We start from the raw sequence: 25,949 nt of genomic DNA, 5'->3' as shown, positions 1-25,949 counted from the left end.
CTCCTGTTAGTCGACCGCCCCGCGAACCCTCGGACAACTCCAGGCGAACGCGGGCAGTCAGCACCCCATTGACTGCGGATGTCCGCCAGACATCCCCGCATGCCGCAGGAGAACCCCGCATGCACAAGAAGCACCTGCGACTCGCCCTCGCGACGGCCACCGCTGCCGCGCTGACGGGCGGTCTGCTCACGTTCACGGCTGCCACCGCGACCGCCGCCGACTCCTTCAAGACGGCGAAGGCCGACTTCAACGGCGACGGCTACGGTGACGTCGTCGCCTCGGCGCCGGGCGCCTATGTCAGCGGCCACGCCAACGCCGGCCAGGTCGTCGTGCTCTACGGCACCACCACCGGCATATCGTCCGCCAAGCGCTCCACGATCAGCCAGAACACCACCGGCGTCCCGGGTACCGCCGAGACCGGCGACTACTTCGGCGCCGAGACGGCGTACGCCGACTTCAACGGCGACGGGTACGACGACCTCGCCGTGGGCTCCCCGTACGAGAACGTCGGCACCGACAGCAACGGCGGCGCCCTCGCCATCCTCTGGGGCTCGGCGAGCGGCCTCACCGGCAAGAGCATCGACGTCCCGGACCCGGCCGGCTCCTCGCACGACTACTGGGGCAAGGACCTGGCCGCCGGCGACTTCGACGGCGACGGCAAGGCCGACCTGGTCGTCGGCAGCTCGGCCGCCACCCTCTACGTCTACAAGGGCGGCTTCAGCACCAGCGGTACGCCCGGCGGCCGTTCGACCCTCAAGCCCCCGATCCAGTCGGGCACCAACGACTACCCGTTCGGGCCGATGAGCCTGACCGCCGGTGACGTGAACGGCGACGGCCGCACCGACCTGATCGTCGACGGCTACGAGACCCAGACCAGCTCCGGCTGGAACACCAACTACTACGTGCCCGGCACGGCGAACGGCCTCAGCGTCGCCTCCGCGCAGGCCCTGAAGCCCGGCATCGTCACCGGTATCGGCGACATCAACGGCGACGGCTTCGGCGACATCGTCAGCGGCGCCGGCTGGGACGCCACCACCACCGAGGGCACGCCCGTCCCGGACGCGGCCAACGGCGGCAAGGTGAACATCACCTACGGCTCCGCTTCCGGCCCGGCCTCGACCTCCGGCATCACCCAGAACACCGGCAGCGTGCCCGGCACCTCGGAGAAGGGCGACGGCTTCGGCTGGGACCTGGACCTGGGTGACGTCAACGGCGACGGCTACCAGGACCTCGTCGTCAGCGCCCCCGACGAGGACATCGACGGCGTCACCAACGCCGGCATGGTCACCGTCCTGTACGGCTCCGCGAGCGGCGTCAAGGTCTCCTCCGGCGTCCAGTCCTTCGCCCAGAGCACGGCGGGCGTCCCCGGCAACGACGAGAAGAGCGACCTCTTCGGCGCCGACGTGAAGCTCGACGACGTCACCGGCGACGGCAAGGCCGACCTGGTCGTGGGCTCGTACGAGAACAGCGCCAACGGGGCCGTGACCTACCTGCCCTCCAACGGCACGACGATCACGACGACCGGCTCGCGCACCATCTCGCCGAGCACCTCGGGCGTCTCGACGACGGGTACGCCGCAGTTCGGCGCCATCTTCGCCGACTAGCCGTCCCGTTCCCTTCCCCTCCCTTCCGTTCCGTTTCTTGTGCATTCGCCGGGCCCGTGCACCACGGGCCCGGCTTCCCCCTCCCTGGAGCCCCCGCCTTGCGCAAGCGCATCCTCCTGCTGGCCGCGACCCTGACGACCGGCCTGCTCACCGCCCTGCCCGCCACCACGGCCACCGCCGCGCCCTCCGGCCTGGTCGGCGACTTCAACGGCGACGGTTACCAGGACGCCGCCGCCCCGGCCCCCAACGCCACCGCCGGCGGTGAGGAGGAGGCGGGCTCGGTCGGCATCGCGTACGGCTCGTCGAGCGGCGTCGGACGCAAGACGTCCGTCAACCAGAACACCTCCGGTGTCCCCGGCACGGCCGAGCTCTACGACTACTTCGGCGACGCGGCGGCCGTCGGCGACCTCAACAACGACGGTTACAGCGACCTCGTGGTCGGCACCCCGTACGAGCAGGTCGGCGACGACGTGGCCGGCGGCACCGTCGTCATCGTCTGGGGCTCCTCCACCGGTCTGAAGGGCGCCACGACCGTGGCGGACCCGGCACCGACGAAGCACGACCGCTGGGGCCAGGCCCTGGCCGTCGGCGACTTCACCGGCGACGGCAAGGCCGACCTCGCCGTCGGCGCGACCGGCACCACCCAGTGGATCGTCAAGGGCGGCTTCACGAAGGCCGGTTCGACCGGCTCGAAGATCACCTACACCACGACGTGGACCGGCAGCGCGGGCGTGCGGAGCCTGACGGCGGGCAAGGTGAACACCGACGCGAAGGCCGATCTGATCCTCGGCGGCCACACCAAGATCGCCTCCGAGACCTACCTGGACCACAACTACCTCTACTTCGGGACGAGTTCGGCCCCGTCGAAGAAGACCGAACTCCCCTACGGCCGGCAGCTCGCCATCGGCGACCTGGACAAGGACGGCTACGGCGACATCGTCACCGGCGAGACGGAGACCACGACCGGCGGCGACGGGGCTCCGGGCGCGGCGGCCCTGTCGTACGGCACCTCCACCGGCGTCAGCAGCAGCACCGGGAGCCTCGCGAACGCCGGCCGCCCCTCCCTCGGCGACATCAACGGCGACGGCTATCTCGAACTGGCCCTCGGCTACCCGGAGGAGTCCAGCATCACCACCGTCAACGGCGCGGTCCTCGTCCACTACGGCAGCGCCGACGGCCTCGCCTCCCCCGTGACGCTGACCCAGGACACCCCGGGCGTCCCGGGCTCCGCCGAGTACAACGACTTCTTCGGTACGTCCGTCCTGCTGACCGACGTCACGGGCGACGGCAAGGCCGACCTGCTGGCCGGTGCGGACGGCGAGAACAGCGGCGCCGGCCTCGTCACCTTCCTCAAGGGCTCCGCCTCCGGCATCACCACGTCCGGCGCCGCCGCCTACGGGCCCAGCAGCTTCTCGATCTCCACCGCAGACGACCCGACCCTGGGCACGACCCTCGTCGGCTGACCACTGGAGACCCCCATGCGCAGACGTACCTCCGCGGCCCTCGCCGCCTCCTTGCTCGCGGCGGGCCTCACCCCGCTCGTCCTGACCACTCCGGCGTCCGCCGCCGTCGCGAAGCACTACGACGACTTCAACGGCGACGGCTACCGCGACCTCGCATACGGCAACTACTACACGAGCATCTCCGGCACCGGCGGCTGGAAGGGCGGCGCCGTCACCGTCGTCTACGGCACCGCGAGCGGCCTCGACACCGCGCACCCTCAGGTCGTCCACCAGGACAGCGCGGGCATCCCGGGCACGGGCGAGGAGGACGACTCGTTCGGCGAGTCGCTCGCGAGCGCCGACCTCAACAAGGACGGCTACGCGGACCTCGTCGTCGGCAACCCCACCGAGAAGGTGGGGAGTTACGACTACCGCGGCACGGTCACCATCGTCTGGGGCTCCCGCTCCGGCCTGTCCGGCGGCACCAGCGTCGCCCCCAAGTCCGGCGAGGCCGACCAATTCGGCGACGACCTCGCCACCGGTGACTTCAACGGGGACGGCTCCCCCGACCTCGCGGTGATCGGCGGCCAGGAGGCCTGGCTGCACCGCGGCTCCTTCACCAAGTCCGGCGCCACCGGCACCGTCAGCAAGATCGACAAGGCGGACGCGGGCTGGTACTCGTACGGCCTCGAAGCCGGCAAGGTCAACGGCGACGGCAAGACGGACCTGGTGGTCCTCGGCGCGCAGTTCTCCGGCGACGACGTGTTCAGCCGCGTCTGGTTCCTCAAGGGCGCCTCCAGTGGCCTGATGTCGGGCGCGCCCAAGACAGTCGGCAGCGACGCCACGACCGCCGCCATCGGCGACTTCGACAAGGACGGCTACGGCGACATCGCCCTCGGCCAGCCCGACCGGAACACCAGCAGGGGCGCGGTCATCGTCTGGCGCGGCACCGCCTCGGGCCCGAGCGGCTCGACCACGTTCACCCAGGCCACTTCCGGCGTCTCCGGCACGCCCGAGGACAACGACGACTTCGGGTATGCCGTCTCGGCCGCCGACGTCAACGGCGACGGCTACGCGGACCTCGCGATCGGCGTCCCGTACGAGGACGTCGGCGGCAACGAGGACCAGGGCGGCGTGCACCTGTTCCGCGGCGGCTCCGGCGGCCTGAGCGGCGCCCGCTCCTCCTGGATCCCCCAGACGGTGACGGGCGCGGACGGTTCGGACGCGTCCTTCGGCTTCCAGCTCCGGCTGGGTGACCTGAACGACGACGGCAAGGCCGACCTGGCGGTGGGCGCGACGAACGGCGCGTTGGTGCTGCGTGGCACCGCCACCGGCGCAACGGCGTCCGGCGCCGTCACGCTGCCCGAGTACGGCGGCGCCTTCCTCGACTGACCTGACTGACCTGAAATCCCCTCACTTTCCGCTTCCCCGAACGGACTTGGCATGCGCAAGCGCACCCTCCTCCTGGCCGCGACCCTGACGACCGGCCTGCTCACCGCCCTGCCCGCCACCACGGCCGCCGCCGCGCCCTCGGGCCTGTCCGGCGACTTCAACGGCGACGGCTACCGCGACCTCGCGATCGCCGCGCCCATAGCCAAGGTCGGCGGCAAGACCGGTGCCGGTTACGTCGCCGTGGTCTACGGCACGGCGAGCGGCCTGGACACCTCCAAGCGGCAGATCATCAGCCAGGCCACGACCGGCATCCCGGGCACCCCGGAGTCGTCCGACTACTTCGGCGACCGCCTGACCACGGGCGACATGGACGGCGACGGCTACACGGACATCGTGGTCGGCGTGCACAGCGAGAAGATCGGCTCCACCGACGACTACGGCACGCTCACCGTCCTGTGGGGCGGCGCGGACGGCGTGAAGTCCGGCACCGACATCTCCTCGCCGCTGCCGGAGTACCGCAACGAGCTCGGCTGGCAGATCGCGGCCGGCGACTTCGACGGCGACGGCCACACCGACCTGGCCGCCGCCAACAACTCCACGCCCGCCCTGAACATCTTCCGCGGCCCCATCTCCCGTACGGGCAAGGCGGCTTCGCTCGTCGGCGTCGACACCATCGACCAGACGACCATCTACCCGGACGGCCTGGTCGCCGGCGAGGTCAACGGCGACGGCAAGACGGACCTCCTGGTCATGGGCCAGCAGGAGACCAGCAGCGGCGACTACGCCACCCGCAGCGCCCTCTACCTCGGCTCGGCCACCGGCCCGAAGTACAGCAAGAAGCTCGCGGGCGGCTACGCGGCCACCATCGCCGACGTCGACAAGGACGGCTACGGCGACATCGTCACCGGCAACTTCATGGAGAAGTCCACGACCGAGCCGAACGGCGGCCTGGGCGGCGCGATCACGGTGACGTACGGCGCTTCCGGCGGCCTCAGCACCCGTACGCCCGTCCGTATCACCCAGGACACCACCGGCGTCCCCGGCACCGGCGAGAAGTGGGACGGCTTCGGCTGGAGCCTGTCGTCCGGCGACACCAACGGCGACGGGTACGCCGACGTCGTGATCGGCTCCAACAGCGAGACCCTCGGCACGAAGAAGCACGCGGGCCAGGTCACGGTCCTGCGCGGTTCCGCCTCCGGCCTGACCGGCACCAACTCCAAGTCCTACTCGCAGGACACCGCGAACGTGCCCGGCACCGCCGAGTCCGAGGACTACTTCGGCGACGCGGTCTTCCTGACGGACGCCAACGCCGACGGCCGCGCCGAACTGACGGTCGGCGCGTTCGGCGAGAACGGCTCCGATGGCGCGGTCTGGCTCTTCAAGTCCACCACGTCCGGCACCACCGCGACCGGCTCCAAGTCCTTCAACGGCGTGACGCTGGGCGGCCCTTCGGGCGACGCGTACTTCGGCAACGTCTTCGCGGGCTGACCTCCCTCACATACTGGACGGAGAACTCCTGTATGCGTAAGCGCACTTCGGTGACGCTCGCCGCCCTCGTGGCGGCGGGCCTCACCCCCCTCACCCTGTCGGCGCCCGCCTCCGCCGCTCCGGCCAAGTACGCGGACGACTTCAACGGGGACGGCTATCGCGACCTGGTCGTCGCCGCCCCGGACGCCACCGTCTCGGGCAAGGAGGGGGCGGGCGCCGTCGTCGTCCTCTACGGCACGTCGTCCGGTCCCGGCACGGCGAAGGGGCAGCTGATCTCCCAGAACACCACGGGAGTCGCGGGCGCGGCGGAGACGTACGACGCCTTCGGCTCCTCGGTGGCCTCCGCCGACCTCGACACCGACGGCTACGCGGACCTGCTCGTCGGCGCGCCCTACGAGGACGTGCCCGGCGCGCAGACCCGGGGCAGCGTCACCGTACTGTGGGGCAGCGCGCAGGGCCTGAAAAGCAGCGCCGTCCTGCCTGCTCCGAGCCCGTACGCAGACGGAGACACCGGCGGCTGCTCCTACGGCACAGGAGTCGCGGCGGTCAATCCGAAAGCCGCCCCGGGCGCCCCCGTGGTCTCCGTGACCGGCTGGTGCGCGAGCATCGACCTGACCGGCCCGTTCACCCGGACCGGCAAGCCGGTGGGTGCCGGCCTGGGGATGGACACCCCGTCGCTCGACGACGTGACCCTCGGCGACCTCAACGCCAGCGGACACCCCTCGTACGTCGACATCAGCGTGGGCCTGTCCGACCACCCCTCCGGGGGTGTGTACGTCAACCCGTCCGCGCCCGCCTCCCCACTCCCCACCGACGGCGACAACGTGGCCATCGGTGACGTCAACGGCGACGGCTACAACGACCTGATCGTCGGCGACCCCACCGACATGGTCATCGACGGGACACCGCAAGAGGGCACCGGCCACAAGGGCGGCCAGATCGCGATCTGGCCGGGCGGAGTACACGGCGTCGATCCCGCCGCCGATCCGATCCTGATCCACCAGGACACGGCGGGCGTGCCGGGTGCCGCCGAGAGCGACGACTCCTTCGGCGCCGACCTGAGCGTCGCAGACGTCAACGGCGACGGTTACGGCGACATCGTGGTGGGTGTTCCCGGCGAGGACCTCGGCTCCCTCCGCGACGCCGGGTCCGTGATCCTCGTCCCCGGCCGCGCGGGCGGGCCTACGGGCGCCGGTTCCACCGCGATCACCCAGGACTCCGCCGCCGTCCCCGGCACCGCCGAGCGCGACGACCGCTTCGGCTCGACCGTCCGCCTCGCCGACCTCACCAAGGACAGCCGGCCCGACCTTGTGATCGGCGCAGCCGGAGAGAACAACCAGACCGGCGGCATCTGGGTGTTCAAAGGCACCGCCACCGGCCCGTCCTTGAAGAACTCGTACAACGTCATGGGCAACGCGGTGGGGCTCCCCGAGGAGCACTACACCAACTGGTCCTCCGTGCAGTCATCCTGACCGTTTTCCCCATCTCCTGGAGACATCCGACGACATGAAGCACCCCCTGCGCACAATGCTGGCCGCAGCGACGGCAGCGGCTGTTACGGGCGGCCTGCTCACCCTGGCCACCCCCGCCTCCGCCGCCCCCGCCAAGTACGCCGACGACTTCAACGGCGACGGCTACCGCGACCTGGTGACCGCCGCGCCCTACGCCACCGTCGGCGGCAAGGCCTACGCGGGCGCCGTGGTCGTCAACTACGGCTCGGCGTCCGGCATCAAGGCCTCCCGCCGCACGGTCATCACGCAGAACTCCACCGGCGTCCCGGGCACGGCCGAGAAGGAGGACGAGTTCGGCACCGCGCTCGCCTCCGGCGACCTCAACCGCGACGGGTACGCCGATCTCGTGGTCGGTGCCGCGAAGGAGGACGTCGGCAGCGACGCCGACGGCGGTACGGCCGTGATCATCTGGGGCGGCTCCGGCGGCCTCTCCGGCGGGCAGGCGGTCCCCGATCCCGCCCCCGCAGCCCACGACCTGTACGGCATGTCCCTCGCCGTCGGCGACTTCACCGGGGACGGCAAGGCGGATCTCGCGGTCGGCAGCACGGGCAAGGACATCTGGATCCACCGGGGCGGCTACACGAAGGCCTCCGGCGCCGCGTCCCGCTACGAGCTGGCCACGGACCTGGAGCCCGGCAACGGCGTCTACGGCGCCCAGTCCCTGAGCGCCGGCGACATCAACGGCGACGGCACCGACGACCTGGCGGTCAGCGGCACGTACAACCCCGACGCGTCGACGTACACCGACGGCACCCTGGTGTACCTGGGCTCCTCCACCGGGCTCACCTTCCAGACGGTCCTGAACAACCACGCCTGGGAGCTGGCGGCCGTGGGCGACCTCAACGGCGACGGCTACGCCGACGTGGTGTCGAGCGCGGCCCCGAACGCCTACCGGGAGGGCGACGGCGGCTCCATCAACACCTACCTGGGCGGCCCGAACGGCATCGCCACCACCCCGCGCCAGACGATCGACCAGGACACTGCCGGAGTTCCGGGAACGGCCGAGGACTCCGACTGGTTCGGCTCGTCCCTCTCCATCGGCGACATCGACGGAGACGGCCGCGACGACGTGGCCGTGGGGGCGCTCTACGAGGACATCGGCTCCGCGGTGCTCGCCGGCAGCGTCACGGTGCTGCGCGGCTCGGCCACCGGCCTGTCCACGTCCAACGCCAAGGCCTTCACCCAGGACACCGCCGGCGTCCCCGGCACCGCCGAGAAGACCGACCAGTTCGGCAAGGCGGTCCATCTCGCCGACCTCAACGGCGACGGCCACGCCGACCTCTCCATCGGCGCCGACGGCGAGAACAACGCGGACGGCGCCCTGTGGACCCTGCGCGGCGCGTCCTCCGGCATCACCACGACGAACGCGGTCAGCTTCGGTCCGTCGTCGGCGGGCGTCTCGACGTCGGGCTACCCGAGGCTCGGCTTCGCGATGCTGCGCTAGGCCCTGCCCTGGACAGTCGGCCCCCGCACACCCCCAGCGCCTCAAGAGGAGAAGCCCGGATGCACCAGCACCCCCTGCGACTCGCCCTGGCGACGGCCACCGCCGCCGCGCTGGCGGGCGGCCTGCTCACGTTCTCGGCCACCACGGCCACGGCCGCGCCCTCGGGCAAGTCGGGCGACTTCAACGGCGACGGCTACCGCGATGTCGCGATCGCCGCCCCAGCCGCCACGGTCGACGGCAAGTCCTGGGCCGGCAAGGTCGCCGTCGTGTACGGCACGGCGACCGGCCTGAATCCGGCCAAGCGGACCGTCATCAGCCAGAACACCGCCGGTATCCCCGGATCGGCCGAGTCCTACGACGAGTTCGGCGACCGGGTCGCGGCGGCCGACCTCAATCGCGACGGCTACTGCGACCTCGTCGTCGCGGCGGAGCACGAGGACTCAGGCAGCAAGGAGGACTCCGGCACGGTCGTCATCGTCTGGGGCTCGTCGAGCGGGCTGAAGGGCGGCACGACGGTCGAGAACCCCGAGCCCCAGTACGGGAGTTACTTCGGGATGAGCGTCGCTGCCGCCGACTTCACCGGCGACGGCAAGCCCGACCTCGCCGTCTCCACACAGAGCTCCACCGGCAGCCGCTACAAAGTCCGTCTGATCCGCGGCCCGTTCACCAAGTCCGGCTCGACGGGCAGCATCTCGTCGTACTCTCCCGGAGTCGACGGCCCAGGGCTGACCGCGGGCAACGTCGACAAGGACGCCAAGGCCGACCTCGTCGTCACCGGCCAGAAGACCAACAGCGAGCACCTCGCCGCCGCCGTCTTCTACAAGGGCACGTCGAGCGGCCTGAGCAAGGGCGCCACCCTTCGTGCCGGGACGACGGCCGCGATCGGAGACCTCGACGGCGACGGATACGGGGACATCGCCCTCGGCAACCCCGACGATCCCGACAACGAGCCCTCCGGCTCCACGGGCGGTGAGGTCAGCATCGTGTACGGCACGGCGACGGGCCCGAGCGCCACCCGCCGTACGACGCTGACGCAGAGCAGTGCGGGGGTTCCGGACTCCTCCGAGTACGGCGACCAGTTCGGCGGAGCGGTGGCGATCGGAGACCTCGACAAGGACGGCCACGGCGACCTCGCGATCGGCGCGAGCGGCGAGAGCTTCGGCGACGAGATGAACTACCTGTCCAGTGCGGGCGCCATCACCCTGCTGCGAGGCTCCGCCGCGGGGCTGAGCACCACCGGCGCGGTCTTCCTCACACAGGACAGTCCCGGCGTCCCGGGTGCGCTGGAGGGGACCGACAACTTCGGCTCCCAGCTGCTCGCCTCGGACGTCAACGGTGACGGCCGCGCCGACCTCACCGCGATCGCCGCCAACGAGAACGACCCCGCGGGCGCCGCCTGGCACCTCCCCGGCGCCGCCTCCACCCTCTACTCCACCACCACCGCCACGAGCTTCGGCCCGACCAGTCTCGGCCTCTCCACCCAGCAGGGCGCCGCCTTCGGCTCGGACCTCGCGGGCTGACGCGCTCCCGCCCCAACAGGCCCGCGAAGCCTGCGCCTTACCTGTGCAACTGTCTTCGCGACCCCGAGTCAGGAACCCCATGCACATGAGAATCCCCCTCCGCACCACCCTGGCCACCGCGACGGCGGTGGCCCTCACCGGCGGCCTGCTCACGCTGGCGGCGGCCCCGGCGGGCGCCGCACCCGCCGGGGCACTCACCGACTTCAACGGGGACGGCTACGGCGATCTTGCCGTCACCGCCCCGTACGCCAGGATCGGCTCGGCCGACCAGGCGGGCGCCGTCGTCATCACCTACGGCTCGAAGAGCGGACTCACCTCGGCCAACAGGCAGTTCATCACCCAGAACTCCGCCGGCGTCCCCGGCACCGCGGAGGCCGACGACCTTTTCGGCCAGACCCTGGCCGAGGGCGACTTCAACGACGACGGATACACGGACCTCGCGGTCGGCACCCCGGGCGAGGACGTCGGCAGCACCGCCGACAAGGGACTCATCACCTTCCTGTGGGGCAGCGCGAAGGGCCTGTCCGGCGGGAACAACCTCGCGGAATCGGTTTCGTCCCCGGCCTCGGAGAAGGGCTTCGGCGGCCAGCTCGCCTCCGGCGACTTCAACGGGGACGGCAAGGCCGACCTGGCGTACGTCGTGTTCGGCAGCAATGTGGTGCGCCTCCGCTTCGGCTTCACCGTCGACACCGCAGGCGCCGTCGCCTCGTACTCCGAGACCTTCGTCGCCTCAGCGGTCAACAGCAGCGGGCCGGAGGCGGGCACCACCGGCCTGACCGCGGGCGACGTCAACGGCGACGGCCTGGACGACCTCCTCGTCGGTGGCAACTCAGGCACCGGCGACAGCTATGACCTGCACAAATACACCCTCTACCTCCTCGACACCTTCGCCTCCGGCGCGCACCAGCCGGTGTACGCGGGCTCGGTCGGCCACGGCACGTCGGCGGCCATCGCGGACGTCGACGGCGACGGGTACGCCGACATCGTCACCGGCAACCCGTGGGACGCCGACGCCCTCCCCTACGACGACGAGGACGCACTCGGCGGAGCCGTCACCCTCGTCCACGGGGGTGCCGGAGGCATCGACACGACCCGAGCCGCGCAGACCATCACCCAGAACACCGCCGGAGTCCCCGGCGCCTCGGAGAAGAACGACAACTTCGGCTCCTCCCTCGCCCTCGGCGACATCAACGCGGACGGTTACGCGGATCTCGCCGTCGGCGCCCCGTACGAGACCGTCGGCTCGGCGACGTACGAGGGAGCGGGCGCCGTCACGGTGATCCCCGGCACCACCAAGGGCCTGTCCACCGGGACGTCGTACGCGTACAACCAGGGCACGACCGGTGTGCCGGGCTCCGTCGAGGGCGGCGACTGGTTCGGCAGCGCGGTACGGCTCGCCGACACGAACGGCGACAACAAGGCCGACCTCGCCATCGGCTCCGCCGGCGAGAACAACCAGGACGGTGGCCTGTGGTCCCTGAAGGGCACCGCGACCCGTCTGACCACCACCGGCGCGGTCAGCTACGGCACGACGGCACTCGGTGTCCCCACCGCGGGGTACCCGCAGTTGGGCTCCTGGATCACCGGCTGAGCCGCGGGTGGCGCACGGGCCCACATCTCATGCGCACACTCCCGTAAGGGCCGCCCCAGACCTCCCCTTAGGGGATGTCACAGGTCGGCCCCAATGCCGGGCCCGGAACCCCGGGCCCGGCACGTCACTCTGCGGGACCAGGTACGTTCGATGACGTGGCTGGATTCAGGATCGGACGCGGCGGCCGGGACAATCGCCCCCCGCAAGCGCGACCGCAACAACACCGACCGTCGTACGGACAGCAGGCCCCCCAGGGAGGCCAGCAGCCGCCGTACGGCTACCCGCCCGCGCCTCCGCAGCAGCAGTACGGAGGGCAGCAGCCGTACGGCTCCCAGCCCTACGGCGGCGGACAGCAGGGCGGCGGCTGGCCGCAGTCCGGCGGTGGCCAGGGCGAGCCGGAGTACTTCGGTGACGGGCACCCGCAGCAGGGCCCGGACCCGTACGCGGCGAACAGCCCCGGCCACACCCAGGCCTTCTCGATCGGCGAGGACCCCTACAGCCAGGGCGAGACCTACCGCGCCGGCCAGGCCGCGGCCCCGCCCGTCGGCCCGCGCCTGCACTGGAAGGACCTGCTGAGGGGCATCGTGATGTCCCCCAACCAGACCTTCCTCCAGATGCGCGACTACACGATGTGGGCCCCGGCGCTCATCGTGACGTTCATCTACGGCCTGCTGGCGGTCTTCGGCTTCGACGGCGCCCGCTCGGACGCCATCAACGCCACCCTCTCCAACGCCGTACCGATCGTCCTCACCACCGCCGTCGCGATCGTCATCAGCACCTTCATCCTGGGCGTGGTCACCCACACCCTGGCCCGCCAGCTCGGCGGCGACGGCGCCTGGCAGCCCACGGTCGGCCTCTCCATGCTGATCATGTCCCTCACGGACGCCCCGCGCCTGGTCGTCGCCATGTTCTTCGGCGGCAACGCGTCCTTCGTCCAGCTCCTGGGCTGGGCGACCTGGGTCGCGGCGGGCGCCCTGCTGACCCTCATGGTCAGCAAGTCCCACGACCTCCCGTGGCCGAAGGCGCTGGGCGCGTCGGCGATCCAGCTGATCGCGATCCTGTCGATCGTGAAGCTGGGCACGTTCTAGTAGTTCCCGCACTTCTCGTACGTACGAGAGAGGGGCTTCCGGCGCGCTGCCGGAAGCCCCTCTCTCGTCGATGTCCTTGATGCCTCAGGCGTCGAGAACCTGCCCCGCCCTCTTCACGACAGGCGGTTCCACACTCCACGGGAAGTTGATCCACTCATCGGTCCGCTTCCACACGTACTCGCACTTCACGAGGGAGTGGGACTTCTCATAGATCACGGCGCTGCGGACCTCGGCGACGGCACCGACGCAGAAGTCGTGCACGAGCTTCAGAGTCTTCCCGGTGTCGGCGACATCATCGGTGATGAGCACCTTCTTGTCGGAGAAGTCGATGGCGTTGGGGACGGGAGCGAGCATGACCGGCATCTCCAAGGTCGTCCCCACCCCCGTATAGAACTCCACGTTCACGAGGTGGATGTTCTTGCAGTCGAGGGCGTACGCCAGCCCGCCCGCGACGAACACCCCGCCACGGGCGATGGAGAGCACGATGTCGGGCTCGTACCCGTCGTCGGCGATGGTCTGGGCGAGCTCGCGGATGGCACCGCCGAACCCTTCGTACGTGAGGTTCTCGCGCACTTCGGACATGCTCACGCCCTCACACCTGGGTCCGATGGAAGTTGAGGAAGGACCGCGAGGCGGTCGGTCCGCGCTGGCCCTGGTAGCGGGACCCGTACCGGTCGCTGCCGTACGGGAACTCGGCCGGCGAGCTGAGCCGGAACATGCACAGCTGCCCGATCTTCATGCCCGGCCAGAGCTTGATGGGGAGGGTCGCGAGGTTGGACAGCTCAAGGGTGACGTGCCCGGAGAACCCGGGGTCGATGAACCCGGCGGTGGAGTGCGTGACCAGACCGAGCCGCCCGAGCGAGCTCTTCCCTTCGAGCCGCGATGCAAGATCGTCGGGAAGCGAGATGACCTCGTACGTCGAGGCGAGCACGAACTCCCCGGGGTGGAGGATGAACGGCTCATCGCCCTCCGGCTCGACGAGCCGCGTCAGATCCGCCTGCTCGATCGCCGGGTCGATGTGGGGGTAACGGTGGTTCTCGAACACCCGGAAGTAGCGGTCGAGCCGCACGTCGATGCTCGACGGCTGCACCATGGATTCGTCGTAGGGATCGATCCGGACCCGCCCGGCGTCGATCTCGGCCCGGATGTCCTTGTCTGAGAGAAGCACGCCCTGAGGATACGCAAGGCGCGCGGACCGACCACAATCGTGACGTCCCGCGCGCCTGCACCCTTCGCGGTACCGCTTGTCGCTGGTACTTCTCGATACCGCTGGTTACCGCTCGTTCAGTTACTGCTGTCTACCGCTGGTTACCGCTCTTTACCGCTCTTTACCGCTTTTCCAACTCCACCGGAACGACGTTCCGGAGCCGCGCACACCGCGGACATCGGAGCAGCCGACCAGGACCGAGCCGCTCGGCCTGCTGCATCGGGAACGAAGCGGTGCTGAACACGTGCCCCTCGGCACAACGGACGACGGTGCGCTCCATCAAGTCCTCAGAGTCCCTTCCCCAAGAGCCGCGTCTAACTGACGACGAAAGCCACATTACGGGATCAAAGGGATGGCCCTCCAGGCGGCACTCCGGTCCCGCCCAGACCCTCTTCCAGGCCCCCACCGTACGCCCCAACTCCGGCCCCCCGCAGCCGCATCCACCCCCCGAAACGCAACCGGGCCCCAAGGCTTCGACGCCGGGGGCCAGGCATGCGGTAGAGTGAGCGAGCATTCGACACCGGCTCGGTCGGCGTCTTACGCGGGTGTAGTTTAGTGGTAGAACATCAGCTTCCCAAGCTGAGAGTGCGAGTTCGATTCTCGTCACCCGCTCCACGTGAAACCCCCAGGTCAGAGACCCGGGGGTTTTGTTGTTTCCACGTGGGGACCATCCCGAACTCGTCTCCGTCGACCCCCTGCCCGCGTTATCGCGGAGGGCTCAGAGGGTGAACTGCTGGTGTCCTATGACGGAGAGCAGTTCGAGCTTTCCCTGGCTCTCCGTGCCGGGGCGGGCGGTCATGACCACCAGGGTCTGGGCGCGGTTCTCGGTGAACAGGACCTGTGCGTCGACGTCGATGCGGCCGAGGTCGGGGTGGACGATCGTCTTGGTCTCGCCGTAGCGCTGGGCGACTTCCTGGAGTTCCCACAGGCCGGCGAACTCGGGGCTGCGTTCCTGGAGTTCGGCGACGATCCGGGCGGCCCGGGGGTCGCCGCTGCCGGCGGTGAGCGCGGCCCGCAGGCGGGCTGCCTGGGCGCGGCTGTGGCGGGGGTGGTCCTCCTCGGGGTACACCAGCCGCTCGGTGGGGTCGGTGAACCAGCGGTAGTAGGCGCTACGGGCCAGGCCGGTGTGGCGGGTCTGGTCGCCGAGCAGCGCCATGGCGATCGGGTTCATCGCGAGGGTGTCGGCCATGTCGGACAGCACCAGGGCCGGGGTGTCGTCGTTCAGGCGCTCCAGGACCCGCATGAGGGCCGGGCTGACATGCTCGGAACGCTGGAAGCGGACGGGGGCGTTGTGGCCGATGAGCGCGAAGAGGTGGTCGCGTTCGTCCGGTGTCAGCCGTAGGGCCCGGGCGAGAGCGGTGGTGATCTGGAGGGACGGTTGCGGGGCGCGCTGCTGTTCCAGGCGGGCGTAGTAGTCGGTGGACATGCCGGCGAGCTGGGCGACCTCCTCGCGGCGCAGCCCCTGGGTGCGCCGGCGCGGGCCCTCGACCAGTCCGACGTCGCGGGGGCGCAGCGCCTCGCGCCGCCGACGCAGAAACTCCGCCAGCTCCTTCTTGTCCATGCCCTCCATCGTCGCCGCTTTCCGTTGTCCCAGCCAGGGACCGCCGATCCATGGATAAACCTTCCTCTCCCGCCTCCGCGCAGGCGCTCCTACGGTCGAGGCTGCGGGCAGCCCACCGGCCCGCGGCCAGCGAACGAAAGAGACCCCATGAAGATGACCGGCAACACGATCCTGATCACCGGCGGCACCTCGGGCATCGGGCTCGGCCTGGCCCTGCGCCTGCACGAGGCCGGCAACAAGGTGATCGTCGCCGGCCGGCGCAAGGAACTGCTCGACGAGATCACGGCCGCGCATCCGGGCGTCGAGGCGCTCGTCCTCGACGTCACGGACCCCGCGTCGATCGCCCAGGCCCGGGAAACGATGGCGTCCGCCCATCCGGAGCTGAACGTCCTGGTCAACAACGCCGGCATCATGCTGCGGGAGAACCTCCTCGACCCGGCAGACCTCCAGGTCGCCGAGGATCACGTCACGGTCAACCTGCTCGGCACGATCCGGATGACGTACGCCTTCCTGCCGCTGCTGGTCGGCAAGAATGACTCGGCCGTCATGAACGTCACTTCCGCGCTGGCGTTCGTGCCGCTGCCGATCACTCCCACCTACAACGCGACCAAGGCCGCGCTGCACTCCTTCTCCGAGAGCCTGCGCGTGCAGCTCGCCGGCGCCGACACCGGCGTCCAGGTGATCGAGGTGGCCCCGCCGGGCGTGCGCACGACTCTGCTCGGACAGCAGGACGACGAGAACGCCATGCCGCTGGACGACTTCCTCACCGAGACCCTCGACCTGCTGCGCGAGAAGCCCGACGCCAAGGAACTCGTCGTCGAGCGCGCCCGGTTCGTACGCGACGCGGAGGCCAACGGCACGTACGACAACGTCCTCGCCATGCTCAGCGGCGTCTGAGCGGCGCCCGCCCCGGACACTCCTGACTTCTGAGGACCGACGTGAAACCCACGAATGACGACACGATCGACATAGCAAGAGTCCTGGCCCTGTGGGGCCACATCATGGACGACCACGAGCTGGGCCGCCTCGGTGAAGTCCTCACCGAGGACGCGGTGTGGGACGGAAGCGCCTTCGGCTTCGACCCGGTCGTCGGACTGGACGCGATCACCTCTGTCCTGAGCGCCGACGGGCACGCGCGTGCTCACCACACGACGAACATCGTCGTGTCGGAAGGCCCGGATGACGAGGTCCGTGTCCGGTCGAAGGGCCTGGGCATCGTGGACGGCGGCACCGTCATCAGCGTCGTCTACGCGGACGAAGTGCGGCGTACCGAGGACGGCTGGCGCATTTCCCGGCGGGCCATACACCTCACATGACTCATCAGGTACTGACGCTCCGCCTTCTGTCAGTTCTTCGGCCGCTTCCTCTGAGGAACGACGTCGCCGCCGAGCGGGCCGATGCCGCCCGCAACCGTGCGCGGCTGCTGGAGGCTGCCGCCCGGCTGGTCGCCGAACGTGGGGCCGAGCACGTGACGATGCAGGAGGTCGCGGAGGCGGCCGGGGTGGGCAAGGGCACTCTCTTTCGCCGGTTCGGCGACCGCGACGGGCTTCTGCTCGCCCTCCTCGGTGAGGCGGAGGCCGGGTTCCAGGAGGCGTACACCTGCGGTCCCCCACCACTGGGTCCGGGCGCGCCCGCGAAGGAACGGCTGACGGCGTTCGGCTGTGCCCTGATCGAGCGCATCGCCGCCGACGCGGACCTGGGCGCCGCGTTGGGACGCGAGGTCCTCCATGAACGCCGTCACGCCTCCGACACCGGCCGCGCCATCCACCGCCACGCGTCAACCCTCCTGAGAGAGACGGGAGTCGACGCGGACCACGACATGCTCGCCCACGCCCTGCTGGCCTTCGCGGACTTCGAGACGGCGGACTACCTGCGTCACGAGTGCGAGGTTCCCGTCGCACGTCTCCAGGCCACCTGGGTGGACCTGGTGCGGCGAGTGACCCGAGCCGACGAGGGTGACGCCTCCATGACGGCAGGAACGCGACCGACCCACGACGACCTGCCCTGAATCTCCGACGGCGACGGCCGGATGGCCCTTCGCCGTCCGTACCGGCTCAGAGCCCGAAGCGTGTCCGGAAGAACCGGTCGAGGTCGCGGCGGCCGGCGGCCGGTGGCGGCAGCGGCTCCCCGTCGGCCGGGCGCGAGCGCAGGCCGTCGAGGAGTACGGCGAGGTGGCGGCCCGCGAGATCCGCCGACGGGCCGGTGGTCTCGTCGTCGGGGATCCGGGCCGGGATCGAGTTCAGCATCAGAACGACGTCGAACACGTTCGCGTCCGTACGTAGGCACCCCTCGTCCTGAGCCCGGGTCACCAGGCCGTCGAGATCGGCCAGCAGAGCCGCTCGGGCCGCCATGAGTTCGGGTCCCGGATCCGTCGTACGTCTCCGGGAAACGGGGAACATCTGACTGCTGCGGAAGCGCGCCATGTGCCGCATCACCCGCGTGAAGGCCGCCCAGGGATCCGGCTCCTGAGCCACGGCGCGTTCGATCTCCGCGGACGTCTCGGTCATGACGTCGATCGCGACGCGTTCGACCAGGGCGCTCTTGTTCGGAAAGTGCCGGTAGATGGTGCCCATGCCCACTCCCGACCGGCGGGCGACCTCCTCGATCGAGACCTCGTACCCGCGGTCGGCGAAGACCTCCTGGGCGGCTTCCAGGATCAGTCGGATGTTCTCGCGGGCGTCAGCGCGCAGCGGACGGCCGGCGGGGGGTGTGGACGGGCTCATTTGGCTTCGATGTTAGCCTCCGACCTAACCGGAAATTCATTTTCCGGTTAGCCCTGTCCCTGCCTTGCCCTGCATGAGGAGGCCCCCATGACCGACTTCCCCGCCGACTTCCGTGGCACGGTGCTGCGGCCCGGCGACGGCGACCGGTACGACGCTGCCCGCGCGCTGTACCAAGGCCGCGCCGCCGACGCAGGCCCCGCGCTGATCGCGCAATGCGCCGACGAGGATGACGTCGCGACCGTGCTGCGCCACGCCTCCGCCCACGGCATCCCGGTGGCCGTGCGGGGCGGAGGGCACGGCTCGGACGGGTACGCGATGCCCGGCGGCGCACTGGTCGTCGACCTCTCGCTGATGAAGGCGGTCACCGTCGACCCGGAGACCCGAGTGGTGCGGGCCCAACCAGGCGTTCTGCTCGGCGAGTTGGATGCCGCCGCGCAGGAGCACGGTCTCGCCGTGCCCGCCGGGACGGTCAGCAGCACCGGCGTCGCCGGACTGACCCTGGGCGGCGGCATCGGCCACCTGATGCGCCGCTTCGGGGCGACCGTCGACAACCTGCTCGCCTGCGAGATGATCACCGTCGACGGCCGCAGGGTCCGCGCCGACGAAGCCGAGAACCCGGAGCTGTTCTGGGCGCTGCGCGGCGGGGGCGGCAACTTCGGCGTCGTCACGGCCTTCGAGTACCGGGCGCACCCGGTCGGCCCCGACGTCGTCGCCGGACAACTGATCTTCCCGTTCGACCAGGCCGCCGACATCCTCGGCAAGCTCCCGGCGCACATGGCCACCGCCCCGCGCGAACTGGGCCTGCTGGCCGTGCTCGCCCCGGCGCCCGCGCTGCCGATGCTGCCGCCGGAGGCGCACGGAAAGCCGGTCCTGATCCTCGTCCCCGTCTACACCGGCGACCTCGCCACAGCGGACGAGGCCATCGAGCCGCTCGCCGCGCTCGGCCGGCCGGTGGCCGACCTGGTCGCGCAGATGCCGTGGCTGCGGGCCAACAGCATGCTGGACGCCGTAGCCCCGTACGGCAAGCGCATGAACCTGCGCGGCGGCTACCTGCCGGCCCTGTCCACCGATGCGATCGGCACCCTGCTGGACCAGGCCGCCACCGCGCCCGCGAACCCCGGCGCCACCACCTCCTTCAACCTCTGGAGCATGGGCGGCGCGATCTCCGAGGACGTCGCCGAGAACGCCACCGCCTTCTCCCGCGAGGGCGCCGCCTGGCTGTGGGAGGCCGTCAACATGTGGGACGACCCCGAGCACGACGCACCGTACGAACAGTGGGCGACGACCATCGGCGAGGCGATGCGCCCCCACTCACTGAACAGCGGCTACACCAACCTCACCGACGACCTCGGCGACGCGTGGCGCAGCGGCGTCCACGGCAACGAGGCCAAGCACCGGCGACTGCGCACGGTCAAGGCCACCTGGGACCCGGACAACCTGCTCCGCTTCAACAAGAACATCGCCCCGGCAACCGCCGGATGACCGCACACCGGCGGGCCGGGCCGGAAGCCGGCGAGGCAGAAGGGCCGGGCAGCGGAGTTGTCCTCACCGCCCTGGTGCCGGCTGTCGGCGACAACGCGGACCGGAGCGGCAGGTGTCGCGCATACCATCGCAGCACCGTCGGCTGAGTCGTATTGCGCTCTATCCTGCGAGGCCGTGGTCTCGGTCCGTACGGTCCTTGCCGGGCGGGATTCCAGGAGCCCCCGGCTCTCCTTTCCTCCCGCTCTCCTTTCGGCCTCGCAGGAGTTCGACCCAAGCGCCGTCGCTTCCCAAGCTGAGAGTGCGAGTTCGATTCTCGTCACCCGCTCCACGCGAACCCCCAGGTCACAGACCTGGGGGTTCGTTGCTGTCCAGACCGGGGGGCGGGAGAGCGACGTTCGGGTTATTGCACGTCCACGAAGTCGCCGGTCGCCTTGACGGCCGGGGTGGTGGAGGTGCCTGCGAAGTTCCAGCGCCAGTAGCCGTCTTCGGACGCGGGGACCGTGGTCGTCAGGTTGCCGGTGCTGGAGGTGTACACGGTCTTGACGGTCGTGTAGGTCGTGGTACCGGCCTTGCGGAACTGGAGCTTGACCGGCTGGTTGGTGTAACCCCGGTAATCGAGGTTGTCCCAGTCGGCCCGGGTGAGCTTGCCGGTGACGGTGAGGGTCTTGCCCTGGGCGATCGGCTCCGGGCCCGCGTTCACGGTGAGTTTGGACTGCCGCTGCAGACGGGTCGTGGAGTAGCTCGCCGATTGGGTCCAGCTGTCGTCATTGGCCACCCCCTGCACACTGACCTTCCAGGTGCCGGCGTGGGCGTTGGTGAGCGCGGTACCGCCGTACTTCCAGTCCGGTTCGAGGGAGATCGTCTGCGAGCAGGTGGAGGTGGTGGCACTCGAGGCGACGCAGTCCGCATGGGAGTAGTACTCGTTCGACACGATGCGGTCGTCGTAGATCTCGTAGGGGTTCGCACCATCCGGTCCGCGCCACAGGACGAAGTCCGCGTCCTGGATGCCCGACGGGTGGGTGAAGGTTCCTGAAACCGTGATCGTCTTGGCGTCGAGACCCACCACGATGTTCTTGCCACCGTCGAAGGAGACGTTGCTGATCTGGACGTCGGTCTGGGTCTCGCCCGCATAGGCACCGGGGACGGCGAAGCCGGCCAGCACGGCGAGGGCACCGAGCAGAGCAGAGGCAGCGCTCTTGCGCATGTATCTCCTTCACAGAGGGAAAAGTGGGAACCCGCCGAGCGGGAGCGGCGGGCAGTTGATGCCGGTCAGGGACCGGTGACCGACTTGATCGTGTACGGGAAGCTCTCCTGCTGCCAGATCACCGTGAACCGGGAGGTCGGGCGGGTGTCGACCTGGGGTACATGGCCGTCCGACGTGAGTGTCTTCGTGGTGCCGAAGGCGCCGGAACGGCTGATCAGGCGGGCGCTGGTCTTGGTGTAGCTGTACGGGGGCGTCGACTTGGGGACGACCGTGTGGAAGACCAGCATGCCGTCGCCGTCGTCGTCGAGGGCCAGGTCGGGGCGGTCGCCGAGACCCAGGGTGGTGACGCTGCCGCGGGTGCCGCCCGCGGACAGGCGACGGCCGACCAACTCGAGCTTGCCGTTGGTGTAGCGGGTCCACACGATCATCGAGTCGCCGTCGAGGTCGGTCGCGAGGGCGTGGTGGAAGCCCACGTTGTCGGTGGACGCCGAGATGCGCAGGGGGGACGCCAGGGTGCCGGTGCGGCTCCAGCGTGAGGCCCAGACCTGCGAGCGGGCGCCGCCGCCGGAGTGGTAGCTGATGACCGCGTCGCCGTCCCGGTCCACGCCGACACGCACCATGCCGAAACCGCCGTACGACGCGATCGGCGAGGTGAGCACCTTCGTCGAGGAGACGGACGTCGACGTGATCCGCTTGGCCACGACGTCCGAGCCGCGCGCCCAGGCGACGACGAACTGGCCGCCCCGGTCCACTCCGATGGCCGGCTTCTCCGCCGAGCCCGAGCCGAGGGTGATGGCCGCGCCGATCGTGCCGTCGAGCTTGAGGCGGCGAGCGACCGCGTACCAGCTTCCGTCGCGGCTCTCCGTCCAGGCCGCCATCGCGGTGCCGCCCGGGGTCACGGCGACCACCGGGGTGGTCGCGGGCGCCGACGTGGACAGCTTCTGGAGCGGTCCGACGAGGCTGCCGGAGGCCGAGACCCGGCGGCCCACGACCTGGCTGTCCTGCTGCCAGACCACCGCCGAGTCGCCGGTGTCGTCGGAGGCGGCCTCCGGCCAGGACGGCGCGGCACCATCGGGCGACAGGGTGCGGATCGCTGTCACCGTACCGCCGGCGGTCTTCACTCTGGTCTGGATCCGGTAGTAGCAGCCCGGCGTCGACAGGTCGCAGGCATTCCAGGCCAGCAGAGCGTCGCCCTGCCGGTCGACCGACACCGTGGGGGAATCGTCAGGGGTCCAGCCGGAGGCCGACACGTTCCACGCCGACGTCCACGCCGCCTCGGCGTTCATGGCCATCGTCGCGGTGGCCGCGATCCCAGCCGCCGCGGCGACGGAAACCCCGGCAAGAACACGACGCTTCACCGAACGCCGATGACGTGCTGCACGCGGAGCCATACCTGATCCCCCAGTTCATTCCCGTGACTTCGGCACAGCCGTCACACAGGCTGCCCTCAGTACCTAGCGCACCTGCATGCTCAAACGTCACATGCGGTTCGGACGGGCTGAACGAGGCCACCTGGCGCGCCATGGCGGACGCGGACGGACTGGGCGGCGCCCAGGTGGCCCTCCGTGATCTCCGGCATGACGACGCGGCCCCGACCCCTCCAGCGCCGGATGTCGTCGACCGCGCCGAGGGCTGTCTCCCGCCCGAGTTCGCGCGTGGCTACGTGATCGGGTTCGGCCGGCAGAAGTGGTGACATGACCAGGAGACCGGCGGCCATGATCGCGGGATGGATGCCCTGACGGATGATCTCAGCCTCGCTTACGCCCCGCCGTTTCGTGGGTCAGCCGCCGTATGGAGCCCAGCTGCTTGATGTGTCACGGGGCTGCCGCGTGCGGGTTCGGATCCAGAAGGCGAGGAGAGCGATGAGGGTGAGGGCACCGGTCCACAAGAGGCTTGCGATGACGGGGCGGAGCGGGGTCGAGGGGGCAAGGCCGGCGGCGAGGCAGGTCTGCATGGGGCCGTACATCGGGAGCAAGGGGCCCAGGAAACCGTGCGGATCGGGGTTGACCAGGGGGCTTTGTGGGAGCAGGTCGAGGTTGCTGGTGGCGAAGATGACGACCATGCCTTCGAGTTCACCGGGCAGGAAGAGGGCGAGGACGAGGCCGAAGGCTCCGTAGACCAGGCATGCGGTGAAGAGGCCGAGCCAGAGGAACTCCGGGTGGCGGGGCGACCATACGGCCAGCGTCCATACGGTGGTGTACAGGGCGACGACCGCGGCGGCCGAGAGCAGCGAGGTGGCCTTGGCCAGCAGGAGCGGAGTGCGCGGGTAGCCGGCCGCGGTGAGCCGGCGGTCGAAGGGGCCGGCCTGGCGGGCGGCGCTGAAGGTGAGGAAGGCCATCAGGAGCATGACCACGCCGAGGCAACCGTGGATCTGGCCCACGTGGTCCGTCGCGGCGGTGAGCGTCCGGCCGGTCGCGCGTAGCCGGAAGGTCAGCGAGGCGGCTGCGAAGACCTGTGGCGCGGCGAGGATCCACACGGGGATGAGGACGGCCAGCAGGAGGGCGGCGAGCGTGCTCTTGGCGAGTTCGGCCAGGTTGTAGCGGGCCGCGATGCGATAGGCCCTCACCGGTCGGCTCCCTTGGTCAGGACGGCGACTTTGCCGGTGAGTTGGATGACGGAGTCCAGGCGGTCGATGTCGTAGGCGAGGTGGGAGATGACGACGGTGGTGCGCCCGGCCGCGCGGCGGGCGGCGGCGAGGTCCCAGAAGGCCAGGTAGGTCTGCCAGTCGAAGCCCTGGTAGGGCTCGTCGAGCAGTGCCACGTCGGGATCGTGCATGAGGGCGAGGACGAGGTTGAGCTTCTGCCGTGTTCCGCCGCTGAGGACTTTGACGGGACGGTGCAGGTGGTCGGCGAAGGCGAGCCGGTCGATCAGCTCGTGGGCGTGGTCCAGGTTCCGGAGGCGGAAGGCCTCCTGGAACAGGTTCAGGTGCTGGAACGGCGTAAGGGCGTTGTTGAGAACGGGGTGTTGGGGGCAGTGGCTGAGGGTGCCGTCGATCACGACGCTGCCCTTGTCCGGCCGCAGGTCTCCGCACAGGATGCGCAGGAGGGTGCTTTTGCCGGCGCCGTTCTCCCCGACGACCCCGACCGTCTCCCCGGAACGGATGGTGAGGTCGACGCCTGCCAGTACGACGTGTTTGCCGTATGCCTTGTGAACGTCCTGTGCGCTGAGGGCGGTTGCGGCGGAAGTGGGTGGAGCGGTCATGACCGGGAGTCCCGCAGCTGAGGCGTCATGACCAGGGGCGGGGCCTCCAGCAGCGTGTTGACGCGCGGGACCGGGGGGCGCGAGGAGGCGGCTTGCCCGTCCAGGGTCCAGCTCTGGAGAACCCGGGCGAGGACGACGACGATCTCGGTGAGCGCGAAGGCTTCTCCTAGGCACTTGCGGGAGCCGTTGCCGAACGGGATGTACGCCTCGCGGGGGCCGGGGGCTTCGGTTGCCCACCGGTCGGGGTCGAACCGCTCGGGGTCGGGGAAGAGACGCGGTTGGCGGTGCAGCTGGTACGGGCTGACGAACAGGTTGGTACCGGGTGGCAGGATCTGCCCGGCCAGTTCGACGGGTGTGGCGACGCTGCGGGGGATGAGCCAGCCGTGCGGATACAGCCGCAAGGTCTCCAGGACGACGTGCCGGGTGAGTTCCAGGCGTCGGAGCGCCGCATCGTCCGGTGGATCGCCTCCCAGGACGGAGTCGATCTCGTGCTGGACACGACGGGCGATGTCCGGGTGGCGGTCGAGCAGGTGCAGGGCCCACGCCATGGCGCTGGCACGACCCGCCGCTGTCGCCGCGGTGAACATGGTGATGACGTTGTCGCGCACGTCGCGGTCGCTCATCGGCTCCCCTGCGTCGTCACGTGCCGCCATGAGCATGGAGAGGATGTCCGCGTGATCCTCGCCGGAGCGGCGGTAGGCGAGGATCACTTCGTCGATGATCTGCTCGTACCTGGTCAGCGTCCGATGGAAGCGGCGGGTGCGGTGGGGGAACAGCCACCGCACTCCGAGCGCGGAGGTGAGCACCTCGTGGTGGATCCCGCCGATGATCTCATCGATGCAGGCCTGAGTCTCGTCGCGGTAGTGCTCCGTGATCTTCGCGGCGAACATCGTGCGTAGGCCGATCGTCGCGGCCACGGCCGTCATCTCGCGCATCACGTCGCACGGAACGCCGGATCGCCAGGCCCCGGTCACCGCGTCGGCCGTCTCGACCATGGCGGGGATGTAATCGGCGACGTGGGTGCGCTGGAACGGTGGCTGGAGCAGCCGTCGTGTCCGCTTGTGCTTGGCGTTCGAGCACGTGAAGAGGCCGTCGCCGAGGAGCGTGCGTGTCTGGGCGTATCCCAGGCCCCCTTTGGGGTACGTGTGGGGGTCCCGCAGTACCTGGTCGGCCAGTTCCGGATGGCAGACCACATAGAGGGGCTGCGGCCCGAGTCGGACGCGTACGAGATCCCCCTGGCTCGGCAGCGAGGAGAGGAAGGACAACGGCGCTCTCCAGACCCGCAGTGCGTGCCCCAGGCCCGGCAACGCGCCCGGTGCGTCCGCGAATCGGAAGTCGGATCGTGTCCTGCTCATGGGGAATGGGTTCCTTCCGCACAGGCTGTGGGGTCAACAGCCGCCGATGTCCGGGAACGTGTCTAGATCAGTTCGGGGCCGGACCGGCTCTGTTCGGCGGGATACGGCACCGTCGGGGTGGCCGTTTGAGTCGTTC

Annotated in this window: 22 protein-coding genes, 1 tRNA gene and 1 pseudogene; 14 read left to right on the top strand and 10 right to left on the bottom strand. The window is 70.1% G+C overall.

Annotated features, from left to right (window positions below; all coding sequences use genetic code 11):
• Positions 1-119 precede the first annotated feature (119 nt).
• From OG975_RS25145 to OG975_RS25105, 9 genes are all read left to right on the top strand, one after another.
• Entirely contained in the window at positions 120-1,604 is a 1,485-nt protein-coding gene (locus OG975_RS25145) for an FG-GAP-like repeat-containing protein (protein ID WP_406331614.1), read from the top strand.
• A 98-nt stretch (positions 1,605-1,702) separates the two neighbouring features.
• A complete protein-coding gene (locus OG975_RS25140) occupies positions 1,703-3,067 on the top strand; it encodes an FG-GAP and VCBS repeat-containing protein (protein WP_406331613.1) in 1,365 nt (454 codons plus the stop codon).
• A 15-nt stretch (positions 3,068-3,082) separates the two neighbouring features.
• Positions 3,083-4,438, top strand: coding sequence for an FG-GAP and VCBS repeat-containing protein (locus OG975_RS25135; protein ID WP_406331612.1), 1,356 nt, complete (start codon positions 3,083-3,085; stop codon positions 4,436-4,438).
• Between the two features lie 51 nt (positions 4,439-4,489).
• A complete protein-coding gene (locus tag OG975_RS25130) occupies positions 4,490-5,926 on the top strand; it encodes an FG-GAP-like repeat-containing protein (protein WP_406331611.1) in 1,437 nt (478 codons plus the stop codon).
• A gap of 32 nt (positions 5,927-5,958) precedes the next feature.
• Positions 5,959-7,398 (top strand): FG-GAP-like repeat-containing protein, encoded by a 1,440-nt coding sequence (locus OG975_RS25125; RefSeq protein ID WP_406331610.1) that lies wholly within the window; start codon positions 5,959-5,961, stop codon positions 7,396-7,398.
• A gap of 34 nt (positions 7,399-7,432) precedes the next feature.
• Positions 7,433-8,881 carry an FG-GAP-like repeat-containing protein gene (locus OG975_RS25120; RefSeq protein ID WP_406331609.1) on the top strand — a complete coding sequence of 483 codons (1,449 nt, stop codon included), beginning with the start codon at positions 7,433-7,435 and terminating at the stop codon, positions 8,879-8,881.
• Between the two features lie 59 nt (positions 8,882-8,940).
• Positions 8,941-10,401 carry an FG-GAP-like repeat-containing protein gene (locus OG975_RS25115; protein WP_406331608.1) on the top strand — a complete coding sequence of 487 codons (1,461 nt, stop codon included), beginning with the start codon at positions 8,941-8,943 and terminating at the stop codon, positions 10,399-10,401.
• Positions 10,402-10,486: 85 nt separating this feature from the next.
• Positions 10,487-11,992 (top strand): FG-GAP-like repeat-containing protein, encoded by a 1,506-nt coding sequence (locus OG975_RS25110; RefSeq protein WP_406331606.1) that lies wholly within the window; start codon positions 10,487-10,489, stop codon positions 11,990-11,992.
• Positions 11,993-12,066: 74 nt separating this feature from the next.
• Complete coding sequence (locus OG975_RS25105) at positions 12,067-13,080, top strand: Yip1 family protein (protein WP_406331605.1); 1,014 nt, start codon at positions 12,067-12,069, stop codon at positions 13,078-13,080.
• 84 nt (positions 13,081-13,164) lie between these two features.
• Here OG975_RS25105 and OG975_RS25100 read toward each other — a convergent pair whose 3' ends face one another.
• Both OG975_RS25100 and dcd read right to left on the bottom strand, forming a co-directional pair.
• Positions 13,165-13,662, bottom strand: a complete 498-nt coding sequence (locus OG975_RS25100; protein ID WP_330310210.1) for a phosphoribosyltransferase — start codon at positions 13,660-13,662, stop codon at positions 13,165-13,167.
• A gap of 10 nt (positions 13,663-13,672) precedes the next feature.
• Positions 13,673-14,248 carry a dCTP deaminase gene (gene dcd / locus OG975_RS25095; RefSeq protein WP_330306034.1) on the bottom strand — a complete coding sequence of 192 codons (576 nt, stop codon included), beginning with the start codon at positions 14,246-14,248 and terminating at the stop codon, positions 13,673-13,675.
• Between the two features lie 580 nt (positions 14,249-14,828).
• On the opposite strand from dcd, the gene OG975_RS25090 reads away from it, so the two are divergent.
• Positions 14,829-14,902: transfer RNA gene (locus tag OG975_RS25090), tRNA-Gly, on the top strand.
• 103 nt (positions 14,903-15,005) lie between these two features.
• Here OG975_RS25090 and OG975_RS25085 read toward each other — a convergent pair.
• Positions 15,006-15,848 carry a helix-turn-helix transcriptional regulator gene (locus OG975_RS25085; RefSeq protein ID WP_406331604.1) on the bottom strand — a complete coding sequence of 281 codons (843 nt, stop codon included), beginning with the start codon at positions 15,846-15,848 and terminating at the stop codon, positions 15,006-15,008.
• Between the two features lie 147 nt (positions 15,849-15,995).
• Between OG975_RS25085 and OG975_RS25080 the strand changes: the two genes are divergently transcribed.
• Genes OG975_RS25080 through OG975_RS25070 form a run of 3 tightly spaced genes read left to right on the top strand, consistent with a single transcriptional unit; the run spans position 15,996 to position 17,856 of the window.
• Positions 15,996-16,745, top strand: a complete 750-nt coding sequence (locus OG975_RS25080; protein ID WP_406331603.1) for an SDR family oxidoreductase — start codon at positions 15,996-15,998, stop codon at positions 16,743-16,745.
• Positions 16,746-16,786: 41 nt separating this feature from the next.
• A complete protein-coding gene (locus OG975_RS25075) occupies positions 16,787-17,164 on the top strand; it encodes a nuclear transport factor 2 family protein (protein WP_406331602.1) in 378 nt (125 codons plus the stop codon).
• The gene (locus OG975_RS25070) at positions 17,161-17,856 is read left to right on the top strand and encodes a helix-turn-helix domain-containing protein (protein WP_406331601.1); all 696 of its coding nucleotides are present in this window, start codon (positions 17,161-17,163) and stop codon (positions 17,854-17,856) included. Before OG975_RS25075 ends, OG975_RS25070 begins: the two co-directional genes overlap by 4 nt.
• 46 nt (positions 17,857-17,902) lie before the next feature.
• On the opposite strand, the gene OG975_RS25065 is transcribed toward OG975_RS25070, so the two are convergent.
• Positions 17,903-18,571: a TetR/AcrR family transcriptional regulator gene (locus tag OG975_RS25065; RefSeq protein ID WP_406331600.1), complete on the bottom strand. Its 669-nt coding sequence runs from the start codon at positions 18,569-18,571 to the stop codon at positions 17,903-17,905.
• Between the two features lie 87 nt (positions 18,572-18,658).
• Between OG975_RS25065 and OG975_RS25060 the strand changes: the two genes are divergently transcribed.
• Complete coding sequence (locus OG975_RS25060) at positions 18,659-20,053, top strand: FAD-binding oxidoreductase (protein ID WP_406331599.1); 1,395 nt, start codon at positions 18,659-18,661, stop codon at positions 20,051-20,053.
• Positions 20,054-20,453: 400 nt separating this feature from the next.
• On the opposite strand, the gene OG975_RS25055 is transcribed toward OG975_RS25060, so the two are convergent.
• The 6 genes and pseudogenes from OG975_RS25055 to OG975_RS25030 all read right to left on the bottom strand — a co-directional run bounded on the left by OG975_RS25055 (position 20,454) and on the right by OG975_RS25030 (position 25,813).
• Complete coding sequence (locus OG975_RS25055; RefSeq protein ID WP_406331598.1) at positions 20,454-21,257, bottom strand: calcium-binding protein; 804 nt, start codon at positions 21,255-21,257, stop codon at positions 20,454-20,456.
• A 65-nt stretch (positions 21,258-21,322) separates the two neighbouring features.
• Positions 21,323-22,615: a hypothetical protein gene (locus tag OG975_RS25050; RefSeq protein WP_406331597.1), complete on the bottom strand. Its 1,293-nt coding sequence runs from the start codon at positions 22,613-22,615 to the stop codon at positions 21,323-21,325.
• Positions 22,616-22,773: 158 nt separating this feature from the next.
• Positions 22,774-22,974: pseudogene (locus OG975_RS25045) on the bottom strand (VapC toxin family PIN domain ribonuclease); the annotation flags it as partial.
• A gap of 63 nt (positions 22,975-23,037) precedes the next feature.
• Complete coding sequence (locus OG975_RS25040) at positions 23,038-23,823, bottom strand: hypothetical protein (RefSeq protein ID WP_406331596.1); 786 nt, start codon at positions 23,821-23,823, stop codon at positions 23,038-23,040.
• Positions 23,820-24,458, bottom strand: a complete 639-nt coding sequence (locus OG975_RS25035; protein ID WP_406331595.1) for an ATP-binding cassette domain-containing protein — start codon at positions 24,456-24,458, stop codon at positions 23,820-23,822. Before OG975_RS25035 ends, OG975_RS25040 begins: the two co-directional genes overlap by 4 nt.
• Entirely contained in the window at positions 24,455-25,813 is a 1,359-nt protein-coding gene (locus OG975_RS25030; protein WP_406331594.1) for a cytochrome P450, read from the bottom strand. The genes OG975_RS25035 and OG975_RS25030 overlap by 4 nt, the downstream gene beginning before the upstream one ends.
• Positions 25,814-25,949 lie beyond the last annotated feature (136 nt).

Origin of the sequence: Streptomyces sp. NBC_00203 (genome assembly GCF_045206325.1) — a bacterium.
GTDB classification, from domain to species: Bacteria; Actinomycetota; Actinomycetes; order Streptomycetales; family Streptomycetaceae; genus Streptomyces; species Streptomyces lutosisoli.
This window is presented reverse-complemented; position numbering and strand designations above follow the sequence as displayed.

Excerpts from the sequence above, each read along its gene's own strand:
- OG975_RS25145 (WP_406331614.1), top strand. The coding sequence starts at position 120 with ATGCACAAGAAGCACCTGCGACTCGCCCTCGCGACGGCCACCGCTGCC.
- OG975_RS25135 (WP_406331612.1), top strand. The coding sequence starts at position 3,083 with ATGCGCAGACGTACCTCCGCGGCCCTCGCCGCCTCCTTGCTCGCGGCG.
- OG975_RS25130 (WP_406331611.1), top strand. The coding sequence starts at position 4,490 with ATGCGCAAGCGCACCCTCCTCCTGGCCGCGACCCTGACGACCGGCCTG.
- OG975_RS25125 (WP_406331610.1), top strand. The coding sequence starts at position 5,959 with ATGCGTAAGCGCACTTCGGTGACGCTCGCCGCCCTCGTGGCGGCGGGC.
- OG975_RS25120 (WP_406331609.1), top strand. The coding sequence starts at position 7,433 with ATGAAGCACCCCCTGCGCACAATGCTGGCCGCAGCGACGGCAGCGGCT.
- OG975_RS25115 (WP_406331608.1), top strand. The coding sequence starts at position 8,941 with ATGCACCAGCACCCCCTGCGACTCGCCCTGGCGACGGCCACCGCCGCC.
- OG975_RS25110 (WP_406331606.1), top strand. The coding sequence starts at position 10,487 with ATGAGAATCCCCCTCCGCACCACCCTGGCCACCGCGACGGCGGTGGCC.
- OG975_RS25105 (WP_406331605.1), top strand. The coding sequence starts at position 12,067 with ATGTCACAGGTCGGCCCCAATGCCGGGCCCGGAACCCCGGGCCCGGCA.
- OG975_RS25100 (WP_330310210.1), bottom strand. The coding sequence starts at position 13,662 with ATGTCCGAAGTGCGCGAGAACCTCACGTACGAAGGGTTCGGCGGTGCC.
- OG975_RS25085 (WP_406331604.1), bottom strand. The coding sequence starts at position 15,848 with ATGGACAAGAAGGAGCTGGCGGAGTTTCTGCGTCGGCGGCGCGAGGCG.
- OG975_RS25080 (WP_406331603.1), top strand. The coding sequence starts at position 15,996 with ATGAAGATGACCGGCAACACGATCCTGATCACCGGCGGCACCTCGGGC.
- OG975_RS25070 (WP_406331601.1), top strand. The coding sequence starts at position 17,161 with ATGACTCATCAGGTACTGACGCTCCGCCTTCTGTCAGTTCTTCGGCCG.
- OG975_RS25065 (WP_406331600.1), bottom strand. The coding sequence starts at position 18,571 with ATGAGCCCGTCCACACCCCCCGCCGGCCGTCCGCTGCGCGCTGACGCC.
- OG975_RS25060 (WP_406331599.1), top strand. The coding sequence starts at position 18,659 with ATGACCGACTTCCCCGCCGACTTCCGTGGCACGGTGCTGCGGCCCGGC.
- OG975_RS25055 (WP_406331598.1), bottom strand. The coding sequence starts at position 21,257 with ATGCGCAAGAGCGCTGCCTCTGCTCTGCTCGGTGCCCTCGCCGTGCTG.
- OG975_RS25035 (WP_406331595.1), bottom strand. The coding sequence starts at position 24,458 with ATGACCGCTCCACCCACTTCCGCCGCAACCGCCCTCAGCGCACAGGAC.
- OG975_RS25030 (WP_406331594.1), bottom strand. The coding sequence starts at position 25,813 with ATGAGCAGGACACGATCCGACTTCCGATTCGCGGACGCACCGGGCGCG.